This window comes from Pseudomonas sp. NPDC089547 (assembly GCF_050280665.1).
GTDB lineage: Bacteria > Pseudomonadota > Gammaproteobacteria > Pseudomonadales > Pseudomonadaceae > Aquipseudomonas.
The window spans coordinates 28993-49283 of the sequence record NZ_JBNNVS010000022.1; the positions used below are offsets into that span (position 1 = coordinate 28993).

Sequence of the window (20291 nt, forward strand, 5' to 3'; positions counted from 1 at the left end):
CCCATGCGCCGGGCGTTTCACAGCCCCGGGCAGCACGGCGTTCCGGTACAACTTACTGCTGGTGCTCACCGCGCTCACGGGCGATTGCCCGGTAGCCGATGTCGGTACGGTAGAAGCTGCCGTTCCAGCTCACTTCCTTGGCCAGGCGGTAAGCCTGCTGCTGTGCATCGGCAACGGTGCTGCCCATGGCAGTGGCGCACAGGACGCGCCCGCCGTTGGTAACCACTTGGCCGTCCTTGAGCGAAGTGCCGGCATGGAATACCTTGCCTTCGATCTTGGCAGCAGCGTCCAGGCCGTTGATGGCGTCGCCCTTGGCGTAATCGCCCGGGTAACCGCCAGCAGCCAGTACTACGCCCAGGCTCGGGCGCGGGTCCCATTGGGCTTCGACTTTGTCCAGCGCCTTGGCGAAGGCGGCTTCGATCAGCAGCACCAGGCTCGATTCCAGGCGCAGCATGACGGGTTGGGTTTCCGGGTCGCCGAAGCGGCAGTTGAACTCGATGACCTTGGGGTTGCCCGCCTTGTCGATCATCAGGCCAGCGTAAAGGAAGCCGGTGTAGACGTTGCCTTCCTCGGCCATGCCACGCACGGTCGGCCAGATGACCTGGTCCATCACGCGCTGGTGAACGTCGGCGGTGACCACCGGGGCAGGGGAGTAGGCACCCATGCCGCCCGTGTTCGGGCCGGTGTCCTGGTTGCCAACGCGCTTGTGGTCCTGGCTGGTGGCCATGGGCAGCACGTTGTGGCCGTCGACCATGACGATGAAGCTGGCTTCCTCGCCGTCGAGGAACTCTTCGATCACCACGCGCGAGCCTGCTTCGCCGAAGGCGTTGCCAGCCAGCATGTCACGTACCGCGGCTTCGGCTTCTTCGAGGGTCATGGCAACGATCACGCCTTTGCCCGCAGCCAGGCCGTCGGCCTTGATCACGATCGGTGCGCCTTTCTCTTGCAGGTAGGCAAGTGCAGGCTCGATTTCGGTGAAGTTCTGGTAGTCGGCGGTCGGGATCTTGTGGCGCGCCAGGAAGTCCTTGGTGAAGGCCTTGGAACCTTCCAGCTGGGCCGCGCCCTTGGTTGGGCCGAAGCAGTCCAGGCCACGGCTGCGGAACAGGTCGACCACACCAATGACCAGTGGCGCTTCCGGGCCGACGATGGTCAGGTCGACGTTCTTCTCGGCGAAGTCGGCCAGTTGCTCCAGGGCGCAGACGTCGATGGCGACGTTCTCGCACTTGGCTTCAATGGCGGTGCCGGCGTTGCCTGGGGCAACGAAGACTTTCTCGACGCGTGGGTCCTGGGCGACTTTCCAGGCCAGGGCGTGCTCACGGCCGCCGCTGCCGATGATCAAAACTTTCATGTCAAAACCTCTGTTTGGCGGCGTACCTCGTCCCCTGTGTAGGAGCGGCCTCGTGTCGCGAAAGGGCCGCAGAGCGGCCCCGGGATTTATGCTGTGTTGCAAAGGCCCGGGGGCTGCTGCGCAGCCCTTTCGCGACACAAGGCCGCTCCTACAGGGGGCCGAGGTTTGCTCGGCCAGCTGAATTAGTGGCGGAAGTGGCGCATGCCAGTGAAGACCATCGCGATGCCGGCTTCGTCAGCAGCGGCAATGACTTCAGCATCACGCATCGAACCACCCGGCTGGATCACGGCGCTGATACCCACTTTAGCCGCGTTGTCGATGCCATCACGGAACGGGAAGAACGCATCCGAAGCCATGACTGCGCCCTGCACCTGCAGGCCAGCATGCTCGGCCTTGATTGCAGCAATGCGGGCGGAGTTGACGCGGCTCATCTGGCCGGCGCCTACGCCGATGGTCTGGCGCTGCTTGGCGTAGACGATGGCGTTGGACTTGACGAATTTGGCCACTTTCCAGGCGAACACCAGGTCGTGGACTTCTTGCTCTGTCGGCGCACGCTTGGTGACGATTTTCAGGTCATCGGCGGTGATCATGCCGATATCGCGGCTCTGCACCAGCAGGCCACCGTTGACGCGCTTGAAGTCCCAACCGGCAGCGCGCTCGGCAGGCCACTCGCCGCATTCCAGAAGGCGAACGTTCTGCTTGGCAGCCACCACGTCGCGCGCAGCCTGGGAAATTTTCGGGGCGATGATCACTTCGACGAACTGGCGATCGACGATGGCCTTGGCGGTTTCGCCGTCCAGTTCGCGGTTGAAGGCAATGATGCCGCCGAATGCCGACTCGGTGTCGGTAGCGTAGGCCAGGTCGTAGGCCTTGCGGATGCCGCCCTCGTCTTCAGGCACTACCGCCACGCCGCATGGGTTGGCGTGCTTGACGATGACGCAGGCTGGCTTGACGAAGCTCTTAACGCATTCCAGCGCGGCGTCGGTGTCGGCCACGTTGTTGAACGAAAGTTCCTTGCCCTGCAGCTGCACGGCGGTGGAAATGCTGGCTTCGCCTTTCTTGGCTTCTACGTAGAACGCCGCGCTCTGGTGCGGGTTCTCGCCGTAGCGCATTTCCTGGGCCTTGACGAACTGGCTGTTGAAGGTGCGCGGGAATTCGCTGCGCGCTTCGGTGCTCAGGGTGTCTTTGGCCTGGTCGATGGTGCCCATGTAGTTGGCGATCATGCCGTCGTAGGCGGCGGTGTGCTCGAACGCCTTGAGCATCAGGTCGAAGCGCTGGGCGTAGGTCAGGCCACCGGCCTTCAGGCCTTCGACGATGCCGGCGTAGTCGCTGGCGTTGACCACGATGGCCACGTCTTTGTGGTTTTTGGCAGCCGAACGGACCATGGTCGGGCCGCCGATGTCGATGTTCTCGATGGCCGTCGGCAGGTCACAGCCAGGCTTGGAAATGGTTGCCTCGAACGGGTACAGGTTGACCGCGACCAGGTCGATCGGCTTGATACCGTGCTCGTTCATGATGGCGTCGTCGGTGCCGCGACGGCCGAGGATGCCACCGTGGATCTTCGGGTGCAGGGTCTTGACCCGGCCATCCATCATTTCGGCGAAGCCGGTGTAGTCGGCCACTTCCACCGCGTTCACGCCGTTGTCCTTGAGCAGCTTGTAGGTGCCGCCGGTGGACAGGATCTCGACACCGAGCTGCTGCAGCTCACGGGCGAATTCGAGGATACCGGTCTTGTCGGAGACGCTGATCAGGGCGCGGCGGACTGGCAGGCGGGTAGTCTGGTCGGTCATTTCGGGTTCCAATAACGCGGTGGAGTCAGCAAAAAAGGCGCCTCTGTTCAGGGAGCCGCCTTTTCTGGTTGGGATTCTGGCTTACAGCAAGTCGTACTGCTTGAGCTTCTTGCGCAGGGTGCCTCGGTTCAGCCCGAGCATCTCGCTGGCCTTGGTCTGGTTGCCCTTCACGTAGTTCATCACGCATTCGAGCAGGGGCGCCTCGACTTCGGAGAGCACCAGGTTGTACACGTCCGTGACGGTCGCGCCTTCCAGGTGGGCGAAGTAGTTGTGCAGCGCCTTCTCGACGCTGTCGCGAAGGGTCTGGCCCTCTTCGCTCGGCGTGTTGAGGTGCTGTTTCAGGTTGGCGTTGTCGCTCACGGGCGTTGTTCCACTCACAAATGTCTCGGTCATCATCGTCATGCGGCCACCCCTTGTCCGTCCTCTGTCTCAAGGCTCTGTCGACGTTCACTGAAAAACGCGCGAACGTTGGCGCACTGCGCTTGTGTGTCTTCCAAAGCGTTGAACCGGGAGCGAAACTCCTTGCCGCCGGGTCGTGTTGCCAGGTACCAGCCAACGTGCTTGCGGGCGATACGTACGCCCATCACATCGCCATAGAAGGCATGCAACGCGGCCAGGTGCTCCAGCAGGATGCGTTCCACTTCATCCAGTTGCGGCGCTGGCAGGTGTTCACCAGTGCGCAGGTAATGCTCGACCTCGCGAAAGATCCATGGTCGCCCTTGGGCAGCCCGGCCGATCAGCAGGCCATCGACCCCGGTGGCATCCAGCACCGCCCGGGCCTTTTCTGGCGAAGTGATATCGCCGTTGGCAAAAACCGGAATCGACACCGCCTGCTTGATGGCAGCGATGGTGTCGTATTCGGCTTCGCCTGTGTACAGGTCGGCGCGTGTGCGGCCATGCACCGCCAGCGCCTGGATACCAGCCTGTTCAGCGATTTTCGCCACGTTCAGGCCGTTCTTGTTCGCCCGGTCCCACCCGGTGCGGATCTTCAGGGTCACCGGTACGTCCACGGCGCCGACTACGGCGTGGAGGATTTCGCTGACCAAGGCTTCATCTCTCAATAAAGCAGAGCCTGCAGCTTTGTTGCAGACTTTTTTTGCCGGGCAGCCCATGTTGATGTCGATGATCTGGGCACCCGCTTCGACGTTGGCCTTTGCCGCCGCTGCCATCATCTGCGCATCACCACCGGCGATCTGAACCGAGCGTGGCTCGGGATCACCTTCATGGATGCGGCGCAGGCTCGACTTGCGGCTGTTCCACAGGCTCATGTCGCTGCTGACCATTTCCGACACCACCATGCCTGCGCCCAGGCGCTGGCAAAGTGTACGGAAAGGCTGGTCCGTGACCCCGGCCATGGGCGCGAGGATCAGGTTGTTACGTAGTGTGTATTGGCCGATGCGTACCGCCGACATAGGTGATCCCTGTTGTGGGGCCGAATCTTGGAGTTCGAAAAAGGGTTGGCATGATACCCGCTCTCGGTGACCGGATAAAGATGGATTTGGATAAAATCTGAACAGTTGTCGGCTTATGACTTTTGGTATGAGCAAAGATCCGGGCATCGCGCGGACCCTGTGGGAGCGGGCGTGCCCGCGAAGCAGGCGCCGCAGTGGATGGCACGGGCTTTGCCCGTGTTCGCGGGCATGCCCGCTCCCACAGGGTTGTGCTGACTATTCCGGCGAACGGAAGCTCAGGCTGTAGTTCACGGCCTTCGGCCCCGGGTCGAGGATGTCCAGGGCGATATGGATCGGCGTCTGGCTTGGCATGTCGCCACGCCCGGCCAACTCGCCGGACAGGTACTCGCTGGGCTTGAAGCGCCGGCTGGCAATCAGTTGGCCATTGAGGTCGGCAAAGCGTAGCTCCAGCAGCGGGAAGGGCTGGGCGAACGGTGCACGGTTGTAGATGATCGCATCGACGATCAGGGCGCCTTTGAAGTCCGGGTGGCTGCGCACCACCAGGTTACTGCTCTTGATTCGTGCAATATCAACGCGGGTTGGCACCTCGCAGCCGACCAACGGGCAGAGTTGCTGGAAGATTGGCCGGTACTGGTCCTGGCGGGCCATTTCGTCAAAATGGAACCACACATACTGGAACAGCAGCAGGCCAGCGGCCAGCAGGGTCAGAAAACCCCATAGCAGGCGCTTGCCCCAGTTGGGTGCGGGTTTTTCCCAGCCCAGTTGCAGCGGGTCGTCGACCACGTCGACCAGCGGCTCCTTGCGCGCCGGGCGCTCGGGCTTGCCGGCAAGGCCCGGTTCCAGGCGCTCACCGGGCAAGGGCTCGATAGCGTCGTCATCGCGCGCCGACAGGTGCAATGCCAACGGCTCATCGTCGTGGGCGCTCAGGCCTTGTTCCGGGATTTCGTCATCGCCGGCACGCAATGGCTCGTTGAATGCGGGCTGGTCATCGATTACGGCGGCGTGGCGTACGGGCGGCTCGTCATCGATGTCCAGGTCAAGGCTGCTGCCCAAGGTCGGCTCGGTGCGCTCGCCGGGCTCAGGCTCCAGGTCCAGCTCCAGGGGCTGCGGTTCCAGCAGTACCGGGGCAGGCTCTGCTGGCGTTTGCGGCTCGAAGGGCTCGTCGGTGGCGTTGCCGAACAAGTCGTCCGCATGCTCGTCCGGGTGCAGCTCGTCACGGCGCGCCTGCAACCCGTCATCCTGGTTGGCGGGGCGTGCCGGTGCCGGCTGGCCGCGCTGCTCCAGGCGCGCCAGTTCCTGGTCGAGGTCCAGTGCGTCCAGCGCCTGGGCCGTCAGGGCCCAGTCCTCGTCAGGCGTGATGCTGCGCTCGCGGCTGGCAGGTTCGGGCGTGATCGACGGCTCGACTAGTGGCTCGGCAGGTGCCGCTGGCACAGGCGCCGGTACCGGCACCTCAGGTGCGCTGGCACGGCTTTGTTCCAGCAGTTGCCTGGCGGCATTGAACACCTGCAGGCAATGGCCGCAGCGCACCACGCCGCGGGCCACGCTCAACTGGTGGTGGGTGACGCGAAAGCTGGTCTGGCAATGCGGGCACTGGGTGACGAAACTGTCGGTCATGCGGCGATCCGGGAGCTGTGCAGAGAAATATTCTAGGCCCGCTTAGCGGCGGCGACCACTGATGCGCACCCAGCCATCGCGAACGACGATCGGGTCCAGCTCGAAGTCGGCGGCGTAGGCAGCTGCCACTTCCTCGCCCTGCTCGGCAAGGATGCCCGACAGCGCCAGCAGGCCACCTGGGCGGACCAGGCCGGACAACTGCGGCGCCAGCGAGACCAGTGGGCCGGCCAGGATGTTGGCGACCAGCACATCGGCCTGCATGGCCGGCATGTGCTCGGGCAGGTACAGCGCCAGTTTCTCGTCGGCGATGCCGTTGCGCTGAGCGTTGTCACGCGAAGCCTCGATGGCCTGCACGTCGATGTCGGTACCCACCGCTTCACGTGCGCCCAGCAACAGCGCAGCGATGGCCAGGATGCCCGAGCCGCAGCCGAAGTCCAGCACCTGGGTGCCTTCCATTTGCTGGCCGTCGAGCCACTCCAGGCACAACGCGGTGGTGGGGTGGGTGCCAGTGCCGAAGGCCAGGCCTGGGTCGAGCAGCAGGTTGACGGCGTCCTTTTCCGGGGCGTCATGCCAACTCGGCACAATCCACAGGCGCTGGCCGAAACGCATCGGCTGGAAGTTGTCCATCCAGCTGCGTTCCCAGTCCTGGTCCTCGATCACTTCGGCCTGGTGCTCGGGCAACTCGGCGCCGGTCAGCAGGCGCAGGTGGGAGAACACCTGCTCAGGTTCGGCATCGGCCTCGAACAGGGCCAGCAGATGGGTGTGCGACCACAACGGGGTGGTGTTGAGGTCTGGTTCGAAGATCGGCTGATCTTCGGCGTCCATGAACGTGACCGAGACGGCACCTACTTCGAGCAGGGCATCTTCGTAGGTTTCGGCTTGTTCCGGGCTGATGGCCAGGCGTACTTGCAGCCAGGGCATGGCGGGCACCTTTGGTAAATCGACAGAGGGCAGCCCTAGGCTGCGCGAAGGCTGGCAGTTTACGCGAGTGCGGGGGATTTGTGGATCGGCTTGGGAAGGGGGCCGCTGCGCAGCCCGATCGCGACACAAGGCCGCTCCTACAGGAGATCGCATTCCCTTGTAGGAGCGGCCTTGTGTCGCGATCGGGGCGCGCAGCGCCCCCAAAAATCCATTAGACAAAACAGAGCGAAAGCGACTCGGCTATATAAGCAGGCTTATCTTCATCCTCGATTTCCAGCGTGGCAATTGCCTTGAGCAGCCACTGCCCCGGCTTTTTCTCCGTCACCTCGGCCAGGTCCACCTTCAATCGCACCTGGCTGTCGACCTTGACCGGCTGGATGAACCGCACGCTGTCCAGCCCATAGTTCACCACCATCTTCAGCCCTTGCGGCAGGACCAGGATGTCCTCGATCAGCTTGGGGATCAGTGACAATGTCAGGAAGCCATGCGCAATCGTGCCGCCAAACGGGGTTTTCGCGGCTTTTTCAGGGTCGACATGAATGAACTGGAAATCGCCCGTCGCCTCGGCGAACAGGTTGATGCGCTGCTGATCGATCTTCAGCCAGGCAGAGTGGCCCAGTTCCTTACCAACGTATTGCGAAAGCTCTGTAACCGGTACATAGGGCATCGCTGACTCTCCAGGTTGTCAGTTGGTACGAAAGTGCTAGATCAGCACGGCGAACCGTTTCAGTCAAGTTGTCCGCTTTTCGGCGAATATCGATCTATAGCCGTGCGTGCTTATAATGGCGGCCATGCCCGAGGGAGATGCTTATGCTGTTGCGTGGTTTGACCTGGCTGGTGCTGTTCCAGCTGCTGGGGACGGCGATCAATCACTTGTTGGTGCCGTTTCTGCCGGGGCCGATCATCGGCCTGGTGCTGCTGTTGTGCTTCCTCATGGCCCGCGGTGAAGTCGGCAAGCCGCTCAATGAAGCCGCCAGCAGCCTGCTGCGCTATCTGCCGCTATTGCTGGTGCCGCCGGCGGTGGGGGTAATGGTGTACGCCAAGGACATCGCCGCCGATTTCTGGGCAATCGTCGGTGCCTTGCTGATTTCCTGCTTGCTGACGCTGGTGTTTGTCGGTGTGCTGATGCAGAAACTCATCCACCGCCAGGGCAAGCGCGAGGAGCAGCCATGATGCTCGACTGGCAAGGCGCGGTGGACGCGGTGGTGCATCATCCCTTGTTCGGCATCGGCATTACGCTGGGGGCTTATCAAGTGGTGCTGGCAGCCTACGAGAAAACCCGCTGGATCTTCTTGCAGCCGGTACTGGTGTCGATGTTGCTGGTGATCGGCGTGTTGCTGCTGTGTGGTATCGACTACAGCGAGTACCGCAAGAGCACCGAGATCATGAACATTCTGCTGGGCCCGGCCACCGTAGCCCTGGCCGTACCGCTCTATCTCAACCTGCGGCGTATCCGGCAGCTATTCTGGCCCACATTTACTACGCTGGTAATCGGAGGCCTGTTCGCCACGCTCTGCTGCCTGTTGCTAGGCTGGTGGTTCGGTGCAGAACACATGATCCTGATGACCATGGCACCCAAGTCGGTGACCTCGCCAATCGCCATGCTGGTGGCAGAGCAGATTGGCGGTGTGGCGGCCCTGGCGGCAGTGTTCGTACTGATCACCGGGGTGATTGGCGCGATCTTCGGCCCGGCGCTGCTGAGCCGCTTTGGCGTGCACAGCCCCGAGGCGCGCGGCATGTCGCTGGGGGTTACAGCGCATGCGGTGGGCACTTCGGTTGCCCTGCAGGAAAGTGATGAATGCGGCGCTTTTGCCGCGCTGGCGATGAGCTTGATGGGGGTAGCCACGGCAGTGTTCCTGCCGTTGGCGGTCAGCCTGGTGGCTTGAGGAGTTGTGATGACACTACCGCTGTTTCCGCTCAATACCGTGCTGTTCCCGGGCTGCTTTCTCGATTTGCAGATTTTCGAGGCGCGTTATCTGGACATGATCGGGCGCTGCATGAAGCAGGGCGCAGGTTTTGGCGTGGTCTGCATCCTGGAGGGCGAGCAGGTTGGCAAGGCGCCACCGATGGTCGCCTCGATCGGCTGTGAAGCGGTGATTCGCGACTTCGTGCAGCAGGATAATGGCTTGCTGGGCATTCGCGTCGAAGGTGTGCGGCGCTTCAACCTGGACAGCACCGAGGTGCAGAAGGACCAGTTGCTGGTGGGGCAGGTGCAATGGTTGCCGGAGCAGGCGGACAGCCCGTTGCTTGAGGCAGACGATGACTTGTTGGCGTTGCTGGTGGCCTTGGGCGAACACCCCATGGTCGAGGCGCTGGACATGCCGCGCCCGGTGGACGGGCGCCAGGCGCTGGCCAACCAGCTGGCTTACCTGTTGCCGTTCATGGAAGAAGACAAGCTGGACCTGCTGACCCTTGACTCGCCGCAGCAGCGGCTGGGCGAGATCCAGAAGCTGCTGGAGCGGATTCAGGGCGAGTTGTTCGCTTGATTGTTCTCTAGTGCCAGTGCCGGCCTCTTCGCGGGCTTGCCCGCTCCCACAGGTATGTCACGCGCTGCAAGGCTGGTGCAGTACCTGTGGGAGCGGGCAAGCCCGCGAAGGGGCCCGCACTGGCAACATCAATATTGGTATCTGAGCAAGGCCTGTGGCAGCGCATGCATGGCAAAGAACGCCAGCAGCGCGGTACACGCTGGCAACACCAGCCACCACACCCGCTGCGGCAATGCCGGCAACGTCTGCCGGTGTTGCACCAGCGTCAGGCTAAGCGCACACACGCAGCATGCCAGCAGGGCCCCGGCGAGGATGTCGGTCGGCCAGTGTGCCCCCAGGTACACCCGCGATAGCGCAATCGCCAGTGCCGGAATACAGCCCAGCATCACCCAGGTCAGGCGCATGCGTGGCGGCTGGCCACGCCCCGCCAGCACCGCCAATACCAGAAAGAACGCAAACGACGCCGAGCTGTGCCCGCTGGGCATGCTGTAGCTGGTCAGCGGGTCAGTCAGTACTTCAGGCCTGGCGCGGGCAAACAGCCATTTGAGGCTGCCGTTCGCCAGCGCTGTACCTATCAGTGCGCCACCGGCGAACAGGGCATGGCGCCATTGCCGGGCAAGTAGCAGCAAGCCCGTCAGCAAGCCACCGAGAAAGAACTGGGTCTTGAAGTCGCCCAGGCGAGTGACCAGCACCACGGTGCCATCAATGGCTTGGCTGCGGTGTTCCTGTACCAGCGTCATCACGCCCTGGTCGAACTCGTGCAAGTAGGGCCAGCCCAGGAAAATCCCGGCCAATGCCAGAAAACTCAAGCCCGCGACCAACCGGGTGCCGTGGCGCTGATCGCGAATACTGGTGTTCAGGCTCAGCCCGATGATGACTGCCAATGTGCCGGCGATGATGCCGGCATCCAGCCAGAAGCCTTCCGGTAGCGGCAGGCGCATGGCCGCCCCGGTGGCCCAGCCTGGCAGCAGGTAGGCTACCGACCAGCCAGCACCTGCCACCAGGCTGACGGCGATGAAGCGCGGCAGGGGCATGTCGAACATGCCGGCGACCATGGGCAGCATCGGCCGCAGCGGGCCGATGAAGCGGCCTACCAGCAGGCTGGCAATGCCGTAGCGCTGGAAGTAGGTCTCGGCGCTGCTGATCCACTCTGGGTGGTGGCGTATTAGCGGCAGGCGTCGGATGTTCTGGTGGAAGTACTTGCCCACCGTGTACGACAACGCATCGCCCAGCAGGCCGCCAAGAAAGCCCAGCAGCAAGGTTTCGCCCAGGGTGAAGGCGCCACTGCCGGCCAGTACCGCGACCGCGAATAGCAGCACGGTGCCCGGCACGATGATGCCGGCGATGGCCAGGCACTCGATGCAGGCGATGAGGAAAATTGCCACGCCAAGCCACTGCGGGTTGGCGCTGAGCCAGCCGGTCAGGCCGTCGAGCCATTGGCCCATGTTCAGCTTCCTTGTTCGAGAATGAAGAAATCACGGCCTTCGACTTGGCCACGACGTAACGGGTTCCGCGTGCAGAACCGGGCGTACTCGGCGTCTACAAAGCGGTAGGGCAGGTGCTCGTCGCGCCCGTGCGGAATGCCCAGGCGGGCGGCCTGGATCACGCGCGGCACGCTGTTGCCGCAATCCTCCACGTACAGCCGCTCGGCGTCGAAGCGTTGGGCGTCCCAGTGCGGCACTTTCAGGCCCAGGGCGCGGCACAGCAGGGTCTGGCCGGCGCACAGGCGCTCATCCGGGCGCAGTTTGCCGCTGGCGTCGGGGTTGTTCAGTTGCATCTGCGCCAGGCTGTTGGGCCCAGAAAGGGCATCCTGCCAAGGATAGGCGGACTTGATCAGCACCGCGTTGCCCGGCCCGTGGGCGCTGAAGTTCAGCGAGTCGCCGCCGCGGGCGTAGTACATGTAGATATGCCCGCCGTCGAGGAACAGCGCCTTGCGCTTCTCGGTGTAGCCGAGCGAGGCGTGGCTGCCTTTGTCGGTGAGGTAGTAGGCCTCGGTTTCGATGATGCGCGCAGCCAGCCACAGGTCGCCGTGGCGATGGCGGATGACCTTGCCGAGCAGGGCCTTGGCCAAGGTCTGGGCATCGCGGTCGAAAAAGCTGTCGGGCAGGGCTGGCATGCGGGCGGTTCGTGGCTGGGAGGCGGGTGATGATAGCAATGAATGGCTTAATCGAGGCTGAATCGAATGCGATGTTGGTGGTGCGGGCCTCTTCGCGGGTGAACCCGCTCCCACAGGTGTCGTGGAGGTCTGGGGCCTTGTGGAATCCCTGTGGGAGCGGGTTTACCCGCGAAAGGGCCAGAGCAGGTAGAGGAATTTTCGATAAGTGCAGTTACATCTTTCCTGCATATTGTCCCTGACCATTTTCTACCATCCGCCACCCGCCGCTGGGCGTACACCTGCGCGGCAGTTATAATCAGCCGATTTCCCCTTCGCCAAGACACCGAACCCATGACTGAGTCCGTTCTTGACTACATGACCCGCTTGGGTCGCGCTGCCCGTGAGGCTTCCCGGGTGATCGGCCGTGCCAGCACCGCGCAGAAGAACCGCGCCCTGCAAGCCGCTGCCGACGCGCTGGACGCTGCCCGTGCCGAGCTCACGGCTGCCAACGAGCTGGACCTGGCCGCCGGCCGCGCCAACGGGCTGGAGCCTGCGCTGCTCGACCGCCTGGCGCTGACCCCTGCACGCATCGATGGCATGATCACCGGCCTGCGTCAGGTGGCCAGCCTGCCGGACCCGGTCGGTGCCATCCGCGACATGAGCTACCGCCCATCGGGCATTCAGGTAGGCAAGATGCGCGCGCCGCTGGGGGTGATCGGGATCATCTACGAGTCGCGCCCGAACGTGACCATCGATGCCGCCAGCCTGTGCCTGAAGTCGGGCAACGCGACCATCCTGCGTGGCGGCTCCGAGGCCATCCACTCCAACCGCGCCATCGCCACCTGCATCCAGCGTGGCCTGGCCGCTGCCGGCCTGCCGGCAGCCGTGGTGCAAGTGGTCGAAACCACCGATCGCGAAGCCGTGGGCGCTCTGATCAGCATGCCGCAATTTGTCGACGTCATTGTGCCGCGAGGCGGCCGTGGGCTGATCGAACGCATCAGCCGCGATGCCCGCGTGCCGGTGATCAAGCACCTGGACGGCATCTGCCATGTCTATGTCAGCCAGCATGCCGACATGGACAAGGCCTGGAACGTGGCTTTCAACGCCAAGACCTACCGCTACGGCATCTGTGGCGCCATGGAAACACTGCTGGTCGACCAGCAGGTGGCCGACCGCTTCTTGCCGGAAGTGGCCCGTCGCTTCCAGGAAAAAGGCGTGGAGCTGCGAGGCTGCGAGCGCACCCGGGCGATCATCGACGCCAAGCCGGCCACTGAAGACGACTGGCACACCGAATACCTGGACGCGATCCTGTCGATCCGCGTCGTCGATGGCCTCGACCAGGCCATCGAGCACATCAACCACTACGGTTCGCATCACACCGACTCGATCATCAGCGAACACCAGGGTGAAGCCCGCCAGTTCATGGCTGAAGTCGACTCGGCGTCGGTCATGCTCAACACCCCGACCTGCTTCGCCGACGGTTTCGAGTACGGGCTGGGTGCGGAAATCGGTATTTCCACCGACAAGCTGCATGCCCGCGGCCCGGTAGGCCTGGAGGGCCTGACCTGCGAAAAGTACGTAGTGATCGGCGACGGCCAGCTGCGCGGCCAGGGGTCCTGCTGAGTTGAGCAAGGCCCAGGCAGTCCGGCGTATCGGCATTCTTGGCGGCACTTTCGACCCCGTGCACATCGGCCACCTGCGCAGCGCGCTGGAAGTGGCCGAATTCATGGGGCTGGATGAGCTGCGCCTGTTGCCCAACGCCCGGCCGCCGCATCGCGACACCCCGCAGGTAGCCGCCGAGCATCGCCTGGCCATGGTTCGCGAAGCGGTGCAGGGTGTTGCCTGCCTGAGCGTCGATGCCCGCGAACTGGAACGTGACAAGCCGTCGTACACCATCGACACGCTGGAATCGATCCGCGCCGAGCTGGCCGGCAACGACCAGCTGTTCCTGGTGCTGGGCTGGGATGCCTTCTGTGGTCTGCCTACCTGGCACCGCTGGGAAGAACTGCTGCAACACTGTCACATCCTGGTGCTGCAACGCCCGGATGCCGACGTAGAACCCCCTGACGAGCTGCGCAACCTGCTGGCTGCGCGCTCGGAGAGCGATCCCGCCGCCATGTCCGGCCCGGCGGGAAATATTTCGTTCGTCTGGCAGACGCCGCTTGCGGTGTCGGCTACACAGATCCGACAGCTGCTGGCCAGCGGCAAATCGGTGAGGTTCCTGGTGCCGGACGCCGTACTGGCCTACATCGAGGCGCACGAACTGTATCGTGCGCCTAACTGACGGTGCCTTTGGCGCCTCATCCAACGAGTTGAACGAGTTTTATATGACCAAGCAGAAAATTTACGGCGAAGAACTGGTCGCCCTGACCAAGGCAGCGCTGGAAGACGTCAAGGCCCAGGACATCCAGGTCATCGACGTGCGCGAGAAGCACAGCCTGACCGACTACATGATCATTGCCACCGGTACCTCCAACCGCCAGATCAACGCGATGCTGGAAAAGGTCCGCGAAGCGGTGAAGAGCAAGGGCGCCCAGCCACTGGGTGAAGAAGGCAAGGGCGACAGCGATTGGGTGCTGCTGGACCTGAACGACGTCATCGTCCACATGATGACCGCCGCTGCCCGCCAGTTCTACGACCTGGAGCGCCTGTGGCAGGGTGCCGAGCAAAGCCGTGCCGCCGATGGCAAGCACCACAGCCCGGACCACGCCCACGAGTACTCCGACAAGCTCAAAGACCGCGAATAAGGAAAGCGCCGTGCGTTTGCGCCTGATCGCGGTCGGCTCGCGCATGCCGAAGTGGGTGGAGGAAGGCTGGCATGAATATGCCAAGCGCCTGCCCGCCGAGCTGTCGCTGGAGCTGGTGGAAATCCCGCTGAACACCCGTGGCAAGAATGCCGACGTCGCCCGCCTGATTCGTCAGGAGGGCGAGGCCATGCTAAGCAAGGTTCAGCCAGGGGAACGCATTGTCACCCTCGAGGTCCATGGCAAGCCCTGGAGTACCGAGCAACTGGCGACCGAGCTGGACCGCTGGCGCCTGGATGCGCGCACGGTGAATTTGATGGTGGGCGGCCCGGAAGGCCTGGCGCCTGAGGTTTGTGCGCGCGCCGAGCAACGCTGGTCGCTGTCGCCGCTGACCTTGCCGCACCCGTTGGTAAGGATACTCATCGGCGAGCAGATCTACCGCGCCTGGACCGTGTTGTCCGGGCACCCTTACCACAAATGAGCCTGTAAGCAGTCCGATGTCGCAGCCGATCCGTCTCAAGGACCACGAGAAAGACGCCCGCCTGGTGCGCAACCGCGTCGTGGTCGGCGCAGTGGCGATCATGCTGCTTATTTGCGTGCTGATTGCGCGGCTGTACTACCTGCAGATCATCCAGTACGACTATCACTCGACGCTGTCGGAGAACAACCGGGTGCATGTGCAGCCGATTCCGCCGACGCGCGGGCTGATCTTCGACCGCAACGGTGTGATCGTGGCCGACAACCGGCCCAGCTTCAGCCTGTCGATGACCCGTGAACGTGCGGGTAACTGGCAGGAAGTGCTGGACACCATCGTCGAAGTGCTGGAGCTGACGCCAGAGGACCGCGCCCTGTTCGAGAAGCGCATGCGCCAGGGGCGCCGGCCATTCGAACCGGTGCCGATCCTGTTCGAGCTCAACGAAGAGCAGATCGCCCGGGTGGCGGTAAACCAGTTCCGCCTGCCAGGTGTAGAGGTGGTGGCCCAGCTGGTGCGGCATTACCCGCAGGGGGCGCATTTCGCCCATTCGGTGGGCTATGTGGGGCGCATCAACGAGAAAGAGCTGAAAACGCTCGACCCGGTGAACTACAGCGGCACCCACCACATAGGCAAGACGGGTATCGAGCGCTTCTACGAAGACGCCCTGCATGGCCAGGTCGGCTACGAGGAAGTCGAGACCAACGCCCGGGGGCGTGTGCTGCGGGTGCTCAAACGCACCGACCCGAAGCCGGGCAAGGACATTGTGCTGAGCCTGGACATCAAGCTGCAGGAAGCCGCCGAGGCCGCCCTGGGTGGCCGGCGTGGCGCGGTGGTGGCACTCGACCCGCGTACCGGCGAGGTTCTGGCAATGGTCAGCCAGCCAAGCTTCGATCCCAACCTGTTCGTTACCGGCATCAGCTTCAAGGCTTACGCCGAACTGCGTGATTCGATCGACCGGCCACTGTTCAACCGCGTGCTGCGTGGCCTGTACCCACCTGGCTCGACCATCAAGCCCGCGGTAGCCATCGCCGGCCTGGACAGTGGCGTGGTCAATGCCGGCAGCCGGGTATTCGACCCTGGCTACTACCAGCTGCCCAACTACGACCACAAATACCGTAACTGGAACCGCACCGGCGATGGCTGGGTAGACCTGGATACCGCGATCATGCGGTCCAACGACACCTATTTCTACGACCTTGCGCACAAGATGGGTATTGATCGGCTGTCCAGCTACATGAACAAGTTCGGCATCGGCCAACGGGTTTCCCTCGACATGTTCGAGGAATCTGCCGGGTTGATGCCGTCGCGAGAATGGAAGCGTGCCACTCGCCGCCAGGCCTGGTTCCCCGGTGAAACCCTGATTCTGGGTATCGGCCAGGGCTACATGCAGGCAACGCCGCTACAACTGGCCCAGGCCACTGCGTTGATCGCCAACAAGGGCGTGTGGAACCGCCCGCACCTGGCCAAGACCATCGAAGGCCAGCCGCCGGTGGACGAAAACCCCATGGAAAACATCGTACTGCGTGACAAGTCCGACTGGGCCAAGGTCACCCATGGCATGGAGCAGGTGATGCACGGCGCCCGCGGTACCGCACGCAAGGCCGCTGCCGGTGCCCAGTACCGTATTGCCGGCAAGAGCGGTACCGCCCAGGTGGTGGCGATCAAGCAGGGCGAGAAGTACGACCGCAACAAACTTCAGGAGCGCCACCGCGACCACGCGCTGTTCGTCGCCTTTGCCCCGGCCGACGACCCGAAGATCGTGGTTTCGGTGATGGTCGAGAACGGTGAGTCCGGCTCCGGTGTCGCCGCCCCCGTGGTCCGCCAGATCATGGACGCCTGGCTGCTCGACGAAAACGGCCGGCTCAAATCCGAGTTCGTGCCTGCCACCGTTACCCAGGAATCGGCCCTGTGATGAACAATTTCGATCGCATGCTCTCCAGCGAGGATGTGATGCGTCGGCGCGCCAGCTTTTTGCAGCGCATCCATATCGACGGCCCCTTGCTGGTCATTCTGCTGACCCTCGCGGCCGGCAGCCTGTTCGTGCTGTATTCGGCCAGTGGCAAGAACTGGGACCTGCTGCTCAAGCAGGCCACTTCGTTCGGCATCGGCCTGGTGTCGATGTTCGTCATTGCCCAGCTGGAGCCCCGTTTCATGGCCCGTTGGGTGCCGCTGGCCTACCTCACGGGGGTGCTGTTGCTGGTGGTGGTGGACGTGATGGGCCACAACGCCATGGGCGCCACGCGCTGGATCAACATCCCCGGGGTGATCCGCTTCCAGCCCTCGGAATTCATGAAGATCATCATGCCGGCGACCATCGCCTGGTACCTGTCCAAGCGCACCCTGCCGCCGCACCTGAAACACGTGGCAATAAGCCTGGTGTTGATCGGCGTGCCGTTCATTCTTATCGTTCGTCAGCCTGACCTGGGCACCGCGCTGCTGATCCTGGCCTCCGGTGCTTTCGTGCTGTTCATGGGTGGCCTGCGCTGGCGCTGGATCCTCAGCGTGCTGGCCGCGGCGGTGCCGGTGGCGGTGGCGATGTGGTTCTTTGTGATGCACGACTACCAGAAGCAGCGAGTGCTGACCTTCCTCGACCCGGAAAGCGACCCGTTGGGCACGGGCTGGAACATCATCCAGTCCAAGGCTGCCATCGGCTCGGGCGGGGTATTCGGCAAGGGCTGGCTGCTCGGCACCCAGTCGCACCTGGACTTTCTGCCAGAGAGCCACACGGACTTCATCATCGCCGTACTGGGCGAAGAGTTCGGCCTGGTCGGTATCTGCCTGCTGCTGATCGTCTACCTGCTGCTGATCGGCCGTGGCCTGATGATCACCGCCCAGGCGCAGACCCTGTTCGGCAAGCTGCTCGCGGGCAGCCTGACCATGACCTTCTTTGTATACGTGTTCGTCAATATCGGGATGGTCAGCGGCCTTCTGCCCGTGGTGGGCGTGCCGCTGCCCTTTATCAGCTATGGCGGAACATCGTTGGTGACGCTGCTGTCAGCGTTTGGCGTTCTGATGTCGATCCACACGCACCGCAAATGGATCGCGCAGGTTTGAATAAGGTGAAGAATTTCATGCAAGCAGTGCGTAACTGGGCTGCCCGTTGTGCGCCGTGGTTCGGTGCGGTGGGCCTGTTCGGCGCTGTACAGCTGGCCCATGCCGGCGATTACCAAGGCTCGCCGCAGGTGGCCCGGTTTGTCGGCGAAATGAGCCGCGACTACGGTTTTGCCCCTGAGCAACTGATGGGCGTGTTTGCTGAAGTGCAGCGCAAACAGGCAATCCTCGACGCCATTTCGCGCCCGGCCGAACGGGTCAAGCCGTGGAAGGACTACCGGCCGATGTTCCTCACCGATGCGCGCATCGCCCGTGGTGTGGACTTCTGGCGCCAGCACGAAGCGGTACTGGCGCGTGCGGAGCAGGAATACGGCGTGCCGGCGCAATACATTGTCGCCATCATCGGCGTGGAAACCTTCTTTGGCCGCAACACTGGCAACTATCGGGTGATTGACGCGCTGTCGACCCTGGGCTTCGATTACCCGCCGCGGGCCGAGTTCTTCCGCAAGGAACTGAGAGAATTCCTGCTGCTTGCCCGTGATGAACAGCTCGACCCGCTTACGCTCAAGGGCTCCTACGCCGGTGCCATGGGCCTGCCGCAGTTCATGCCGAGCAGCTTTCGCAACTTTGCGGTGGACTTCGACGGCGACGGCCACATCAATATCTGGAACAACCCGGACGATGCCATTGGCAGTGTCGCCAGCTACTTCAAGCGCCATGGCTGGGTGGCCGGTGGCGGCGTGGTCAGCCGCGCCTGGGTGGAGGGCGCACGTGCCGACGAAGGCCTGACCACCGGCATCGAGCCGGTGAAAACCGTCGGGGAGTTGCGCGCGCTTGGTTGGTCGGTTCATGATTCGCTGCGCGATGATCTGCCGGTTACCGCCTTCCGCCTTGAGGGCGACAGTGGGCCTGAGTACTGGATGGGCCTGAAGAACTTCTACGCGATCACTCGCTACAACCGCAGCGTGATGTATGCCATGGCGGTGCATCAGCTTGCGGAACAGCTGGTTCAAGCACGGGGCGTCAAGTAATGCGCGCAATCATCTCTGCCAATTCGTTCAAGTTGCTCACCTGCCTCGCCGTTGGCGTGGTGCTGGCCAGCTGTTCTTCCAGCCGCCCGGCTCAGCAAAGCAGTGGCAACGTGGTGCGCAGCCAACCGGGCCTGGACATCAACCGGGCGCACAAGGATGGCGCGCCGTGGTGGGACGTGGATGTGAACAAGATCCCCGACGCCACGCCGACCGTGCACACTGGCAACTACAAGGCCAACCCGTACACGGTGCTGGGCAAGACCTACTACCCGATGCAGGACTCGCGCAATTACCGCGCCGAGGGCACCGCTTCGTGGTATGGCACCAAGTTCCATGGGCAGAACACCGCCAACGGCGAGCTGTATGACCTGTATGGCATGAGTGCGGCGCACAAGACCCTGCCGCTGCCCGCCTATGTGCGGGTGACCAACCTGGCCAACGGCCGTAGCGTGATCTTGCGGGTGAACGACCGTGGCCCGTTCTATTCCGACCGTATCATCGACCTGTCCTACGCGGCGGCGAAAAAGCTTGGCTATGCCGAGATCGGCACTGCGCATGTGCGCGTCGAGGGCATCGACCCGCAGCAGTGGTGGGCCCAGCGTGGCCAGACACCACCGATGGTGCTGAAAGAGCCGCAGGTGGCCCAGACCCAGGCAATTGCGGCGAATACCGGGCGCGTCGAGCAGTGGACCCCACCGGCACAGCAGCATGCGGCACCGGTCGTGCCGGTGCAGGTAGGTGGCAACAACGTGCCGGCGGGCAACGGCGGCAGCTTCTTGCAGGTAGGCGCCTTCGCCAACCCGGACGCCGCTGAACTGCTGCGCTCCAAGCTCAGCACCATGGTCAGTGCGCCGGTGTTCATCAGCTCGATCGTGCGCAACCAGCAGACCTTGCACCGCGTGCGCCTGGGGCCGATTGGCAGCCAGGGCGAGATCCAGCAAGCACAAGACAGTATCCGCCTGGCGAACTTGGGGCAGGCCAAGCTGGTCACAGACTGACTGAAAGTGGAACTCCAGCGATGATGCGCTTTCTGTAGGAGCGGCCTTGTGTCGCGATCGGGCTGCGCAGCAGCCCCGGCAATTTTTGCACTCACGCTAAAATCATGGGGCCGCTTTGCGGCCCTTTCGCGACACAAGGCCGCTCCTACAGTGACCGAGTCCCAAATCAGGGCACCGTTAAACTGTCGGTTTTGTCATGAATTGCCGGGCGTGGGCATGTACAATGTCGGCTTTTGCCCGCAGCGACATAAAGCCGCACTTTCGCGGGCCAGGCCAACGGCCATAAAACTAGACTGACTGGCGCTGGGCACACGATCTTGCCCAGG

At 63.2% G+C, this 20291-nt stretch carries 20 protein-coding genes; 11 read left to right on the forward strand and 9 right to left on the reverse strand.

The window, feature by feature from the left end; genetic code table 11:
- Window positions 1–52 precede the first annotated feature (52 nt).
- From purD to ACQKPZ_RS16660, 7 genes are all read right to left on the reverse strand, one after another.
- Window positions 53–1348 (reverse strand): phosphoribosylamine--glycine ligase, encoded by a 1296-nt coding sequence (gene purD / locus ACQKPZ_RS16630; RefSeq protein ID WP_427540089.1) that lies wholly within the window; start codon window positions 1346–1348, stop codon window positions 53–55.
- A gap of 182 nt (window positions 1349–1530) precedes the next feature.
- On the reverse strand, window positions 1531–3138 hold the full coding sequence (purH, locus tag ACQKPZ_RS16635) for a bifunctional phosphoribosylaminoimidazolecarboxamide formyltransferase/IMP cyclohydrolase (RefSeq protein ID WP_391129314.1): 1608 nt from the start codon (window positions 3136–3138) through the stop codon (window positions 1531–1533).
- Between the two features lie 81 nt (window positions 3139–3219).
- Window positions 3220–3540: a DNA-binding transcriptional regulator Fis gene (fis, locus tag ACQKPZ_RS16640; protein WP_019099786.1), complete on the reverse strand. Its 321-nt coding sequence runs from the start codon at window positions 3538–3540 to the stop codon at window positions 3220–3222.
- Window positions 3537–4550, reverse strand: coding sequence for a tRNA dihydrouridine synthase DusB (gene dusB, locus ACQKPZ_RS16645; protein ID WP_391129311.1), 1014 nt, complete (start codon window positions 4548–4550; stop codon window positions 3537–3539). The genes fis and dusB overlap by 4 nt, the downstream gene beginning before the upstream one ends.
- A 255-nt stretch (window positions 4551–4805) precedes the next feature.
- Window positions 4806–6164 carry a DUF3426 domain-containing protein gene (locus ACQKPZ_RS16650; RefSeq protein WP_427540092.1) on the reverse strand — a complete coding sequence of 453 codons (1359 nt, stop codon included), beginning with the start codon at window positions 6162–6164 and terminating at the stop codon, window positions 4806–4808.
- A 42-nt stretch (window positions 6165–6206) separates the two neighbouring features.
- Complete coding sequence (gene prmA / locus ACQKPZ_RS16655) at window positions 6207–7085, reverse strand: 50S ribosomal protein L11 methyltransferase (protein ID WP_391129305.1); 879 nt, start codon at window positions 7083–7085, stop codon at window positions 6207–6209.
- Between the two features lie 211 nt (window positions 7086–7296).
- Window positions 7297–7752 (reverse strand): MaoC family dehydratase, encoded by a 456-nt coding sequence (locus tag ACQKPZ_RS16660; RefSeq protein WP_427540095.1) that lies wholly within the window; start codon window positions 7750–7752, stop codon window positions 7297–7299.
- A gap of 143 nt (window positions 7753–7895) precedes the next feature.
- Here ACQKPZ_RS16660 and ACQKPZ_RS16665 point away from each other — a divergent pair, with 143 nt between their 5' ends.
- From ACQKPZ_RS16665 to ACQKPZ_RS16675, 3 genes are read left to right on the forward strand one after another with little or no spacing between them, the layout of a single operon-like run.
- A complete protein-coding gene (locus tag ACQKPZ_RS16665) occupies window positions 7896–8258 on the forward strand; it encodes a CidA/LrgA family protein (protein WP_391129301.1) in 363 nt (120 codons plus the stop codon).
- A complete protein-coding gene (locus tag ACQKPZ_RS16670) occupies window positions 8255–8971 on the forward strand; it encodes an LrgB family protein (protein ID WP_427540098.1) in 717 nt (238 codons plus the stop codon). Before ACQKPZ_RS16665 ends, ACQKPZ_RS16670 begins: the two co-directional genes overlap by 4 nt.
- 9 nt (window positions 8972–8980) lie before the next feature.
- Window positions 8981–9571 carry an LON peptidase substrate-binding domain-containing protein gene (locus tag ACQKPZ_RS16675; protein WP_391129296.1) on the forward strand — a complete coding sequence of 197 codons (591 nt, stop codon included), beginning with the start codon at window positions 8981–8983 and terminating at the stop codon, window positions 9569–9571.
- Window positions 9572–9699: 128 nt separating this feature from the next.
- Here ACQKPZ_RS16675 and ACQKPZ_RS16680 read toward each other — a convergent pair whose 3' ends face one another.
- Window positions 9700–11016 carry a bifunctional DedA family/phosphatase PAP2 family protein gene (locus ACQKPZ_RS16680; protein WP_427540101.1) on the reverse strand — a complete coding sequence of 439 codons (1317 nt, stop codon included), beginning with the start codon at window positions 11014–11016 and terminating at the stop codon, window positions 9700–9702.
- 2 nt (window positions 11017–11018) lie between these two features.
- Entirely contained in the window at window positions 11019–11687 is a 669-nt protein-coding gene (locus tag ACQKPZ_RS16685; protein WP_427540104.1) for a DNA-3-methyladenine glycosylase, read from the reverse strand.
- 330 nt (window positions 11688–12017) lie between these two features.
- Here ACQKPZ_RS16685 and ACQKPZ_RS16690 point away from each other — a divergent pair, with 330 nt between their 5' ends.
- From ACQKPZ_RS16690 to ACQKPZ_RS16725, 8 genes are read left to right on the forward strand one after another with little or no spacing between them, the layout of a single operon-like run.
- Entirely contained in the window at window positions 12018–13289 is a 1272-nt protein-coding gene (locus tag ACQKPZ_RS16690; protein ID WP_427540107.1) for a glutamate-5-semialdehyde dehydrogenase, read from the forward strand.
- A gap of 1 nt (window position 13290) precedes the next feature.
- Window positions 13291–13950 (forward strand): nicotinate-nucleotide adenylyltransferase, encoded by a 660-nt coding sequence (gene nadD / locus ACQKPZ_RS16695; protein ID WP_427540110.1) that lies wholly within the window; start codon window positions 13291–13293, stop codon window positions 13948–13950.
- A 43-nt stretch (window positions 13951–13993) separates the two neighbouring features.
- Window positions 13994–14413 carry a ribosome silencing factor gene (gene rsfS / locus ACQKPZ_RS16700; RefSeq protein ID WP_198752385.1) on the forward strand — a complete coding sequence of 140 codons (420 nt, stop codon included), beginning with the start codon at window positions 13994–13996 and terminating at the stop codon, window positions 14411–14413.
- A gap of 10 nt (window positions 14414–14423) precedes the next feature.
- The gene (gene rlmH / locus ACQKPZ_RS16705; protein ID WP_003249722.1) at window positions 14424–14891 is read left to right on the forward strand and encodes a 23S rRNA (pseudouridine(1915)-N(3))-methyltransferase RlmH; all 468 of its coding nucleotides are present in this window, start codon (window positions 14424–14426) and stop codon (window positions 14889–14891) included.
- A 16-nt stretch (window positions 14892–14907) separates the two neighbouring features.
- Window positions 14908–16797 carry a penicillin-binding protein 2 gene (gene mrdA / locus ACQKPZ_RS16710; protein ID WP_427540113.1) on the forward strand — a complete coding sequence of 630 codons (1890 nt, stop codon included), beginning with the start codon at window positions 14908–14910 and terminating at the stop codon, window positions 16795–16797.
- Between the two features lie 38 nt (window positions 16798–16835).
- Window positions 16836–17939 carry a rod shape-determining protein RodA gene (gene rodA / locus ACQKPZ_RS16715; protein ID WP_284353465.1) on the forward strand — a complete coding sequence of 368 codons (1104 nt, stop codon included), beginning with the start codon at window positions 16836–16838 and terminating at the stop codon, window positions 17937–17939.
- Window positions 17940–17956: 17 nt separating this feature from the next.
- Window positions 17957–18967 (forward strand): lytic murein transglycosylase B, encoded by a 1011-nt coding sequence (gene mltB, locus ACQKPZ_RS16720; protein ID WP_427540116.1) that lies wholly within the window; start codon window positions 17957–17959, stop codon window positions 18965–18967.
- On the forward strand, window positions 18967–19965 hold the full coding sequence (locus ACQKPZ_RS16725; protein ID WP_427540119.1) for a septal ring lytic transglycosylase RlpA family protein: 999 nt from the start codon (window positions 18967–18969) through the stop codon (window positions 19963–19965). The genes mltB and ACQKPZ_RS16725 overlap by 1 nt, the downstream gene beginning before the upstream one ends.
- The last annotated feature ends 326 nt before the right edge of the window (window positions 19966–20291 follow it).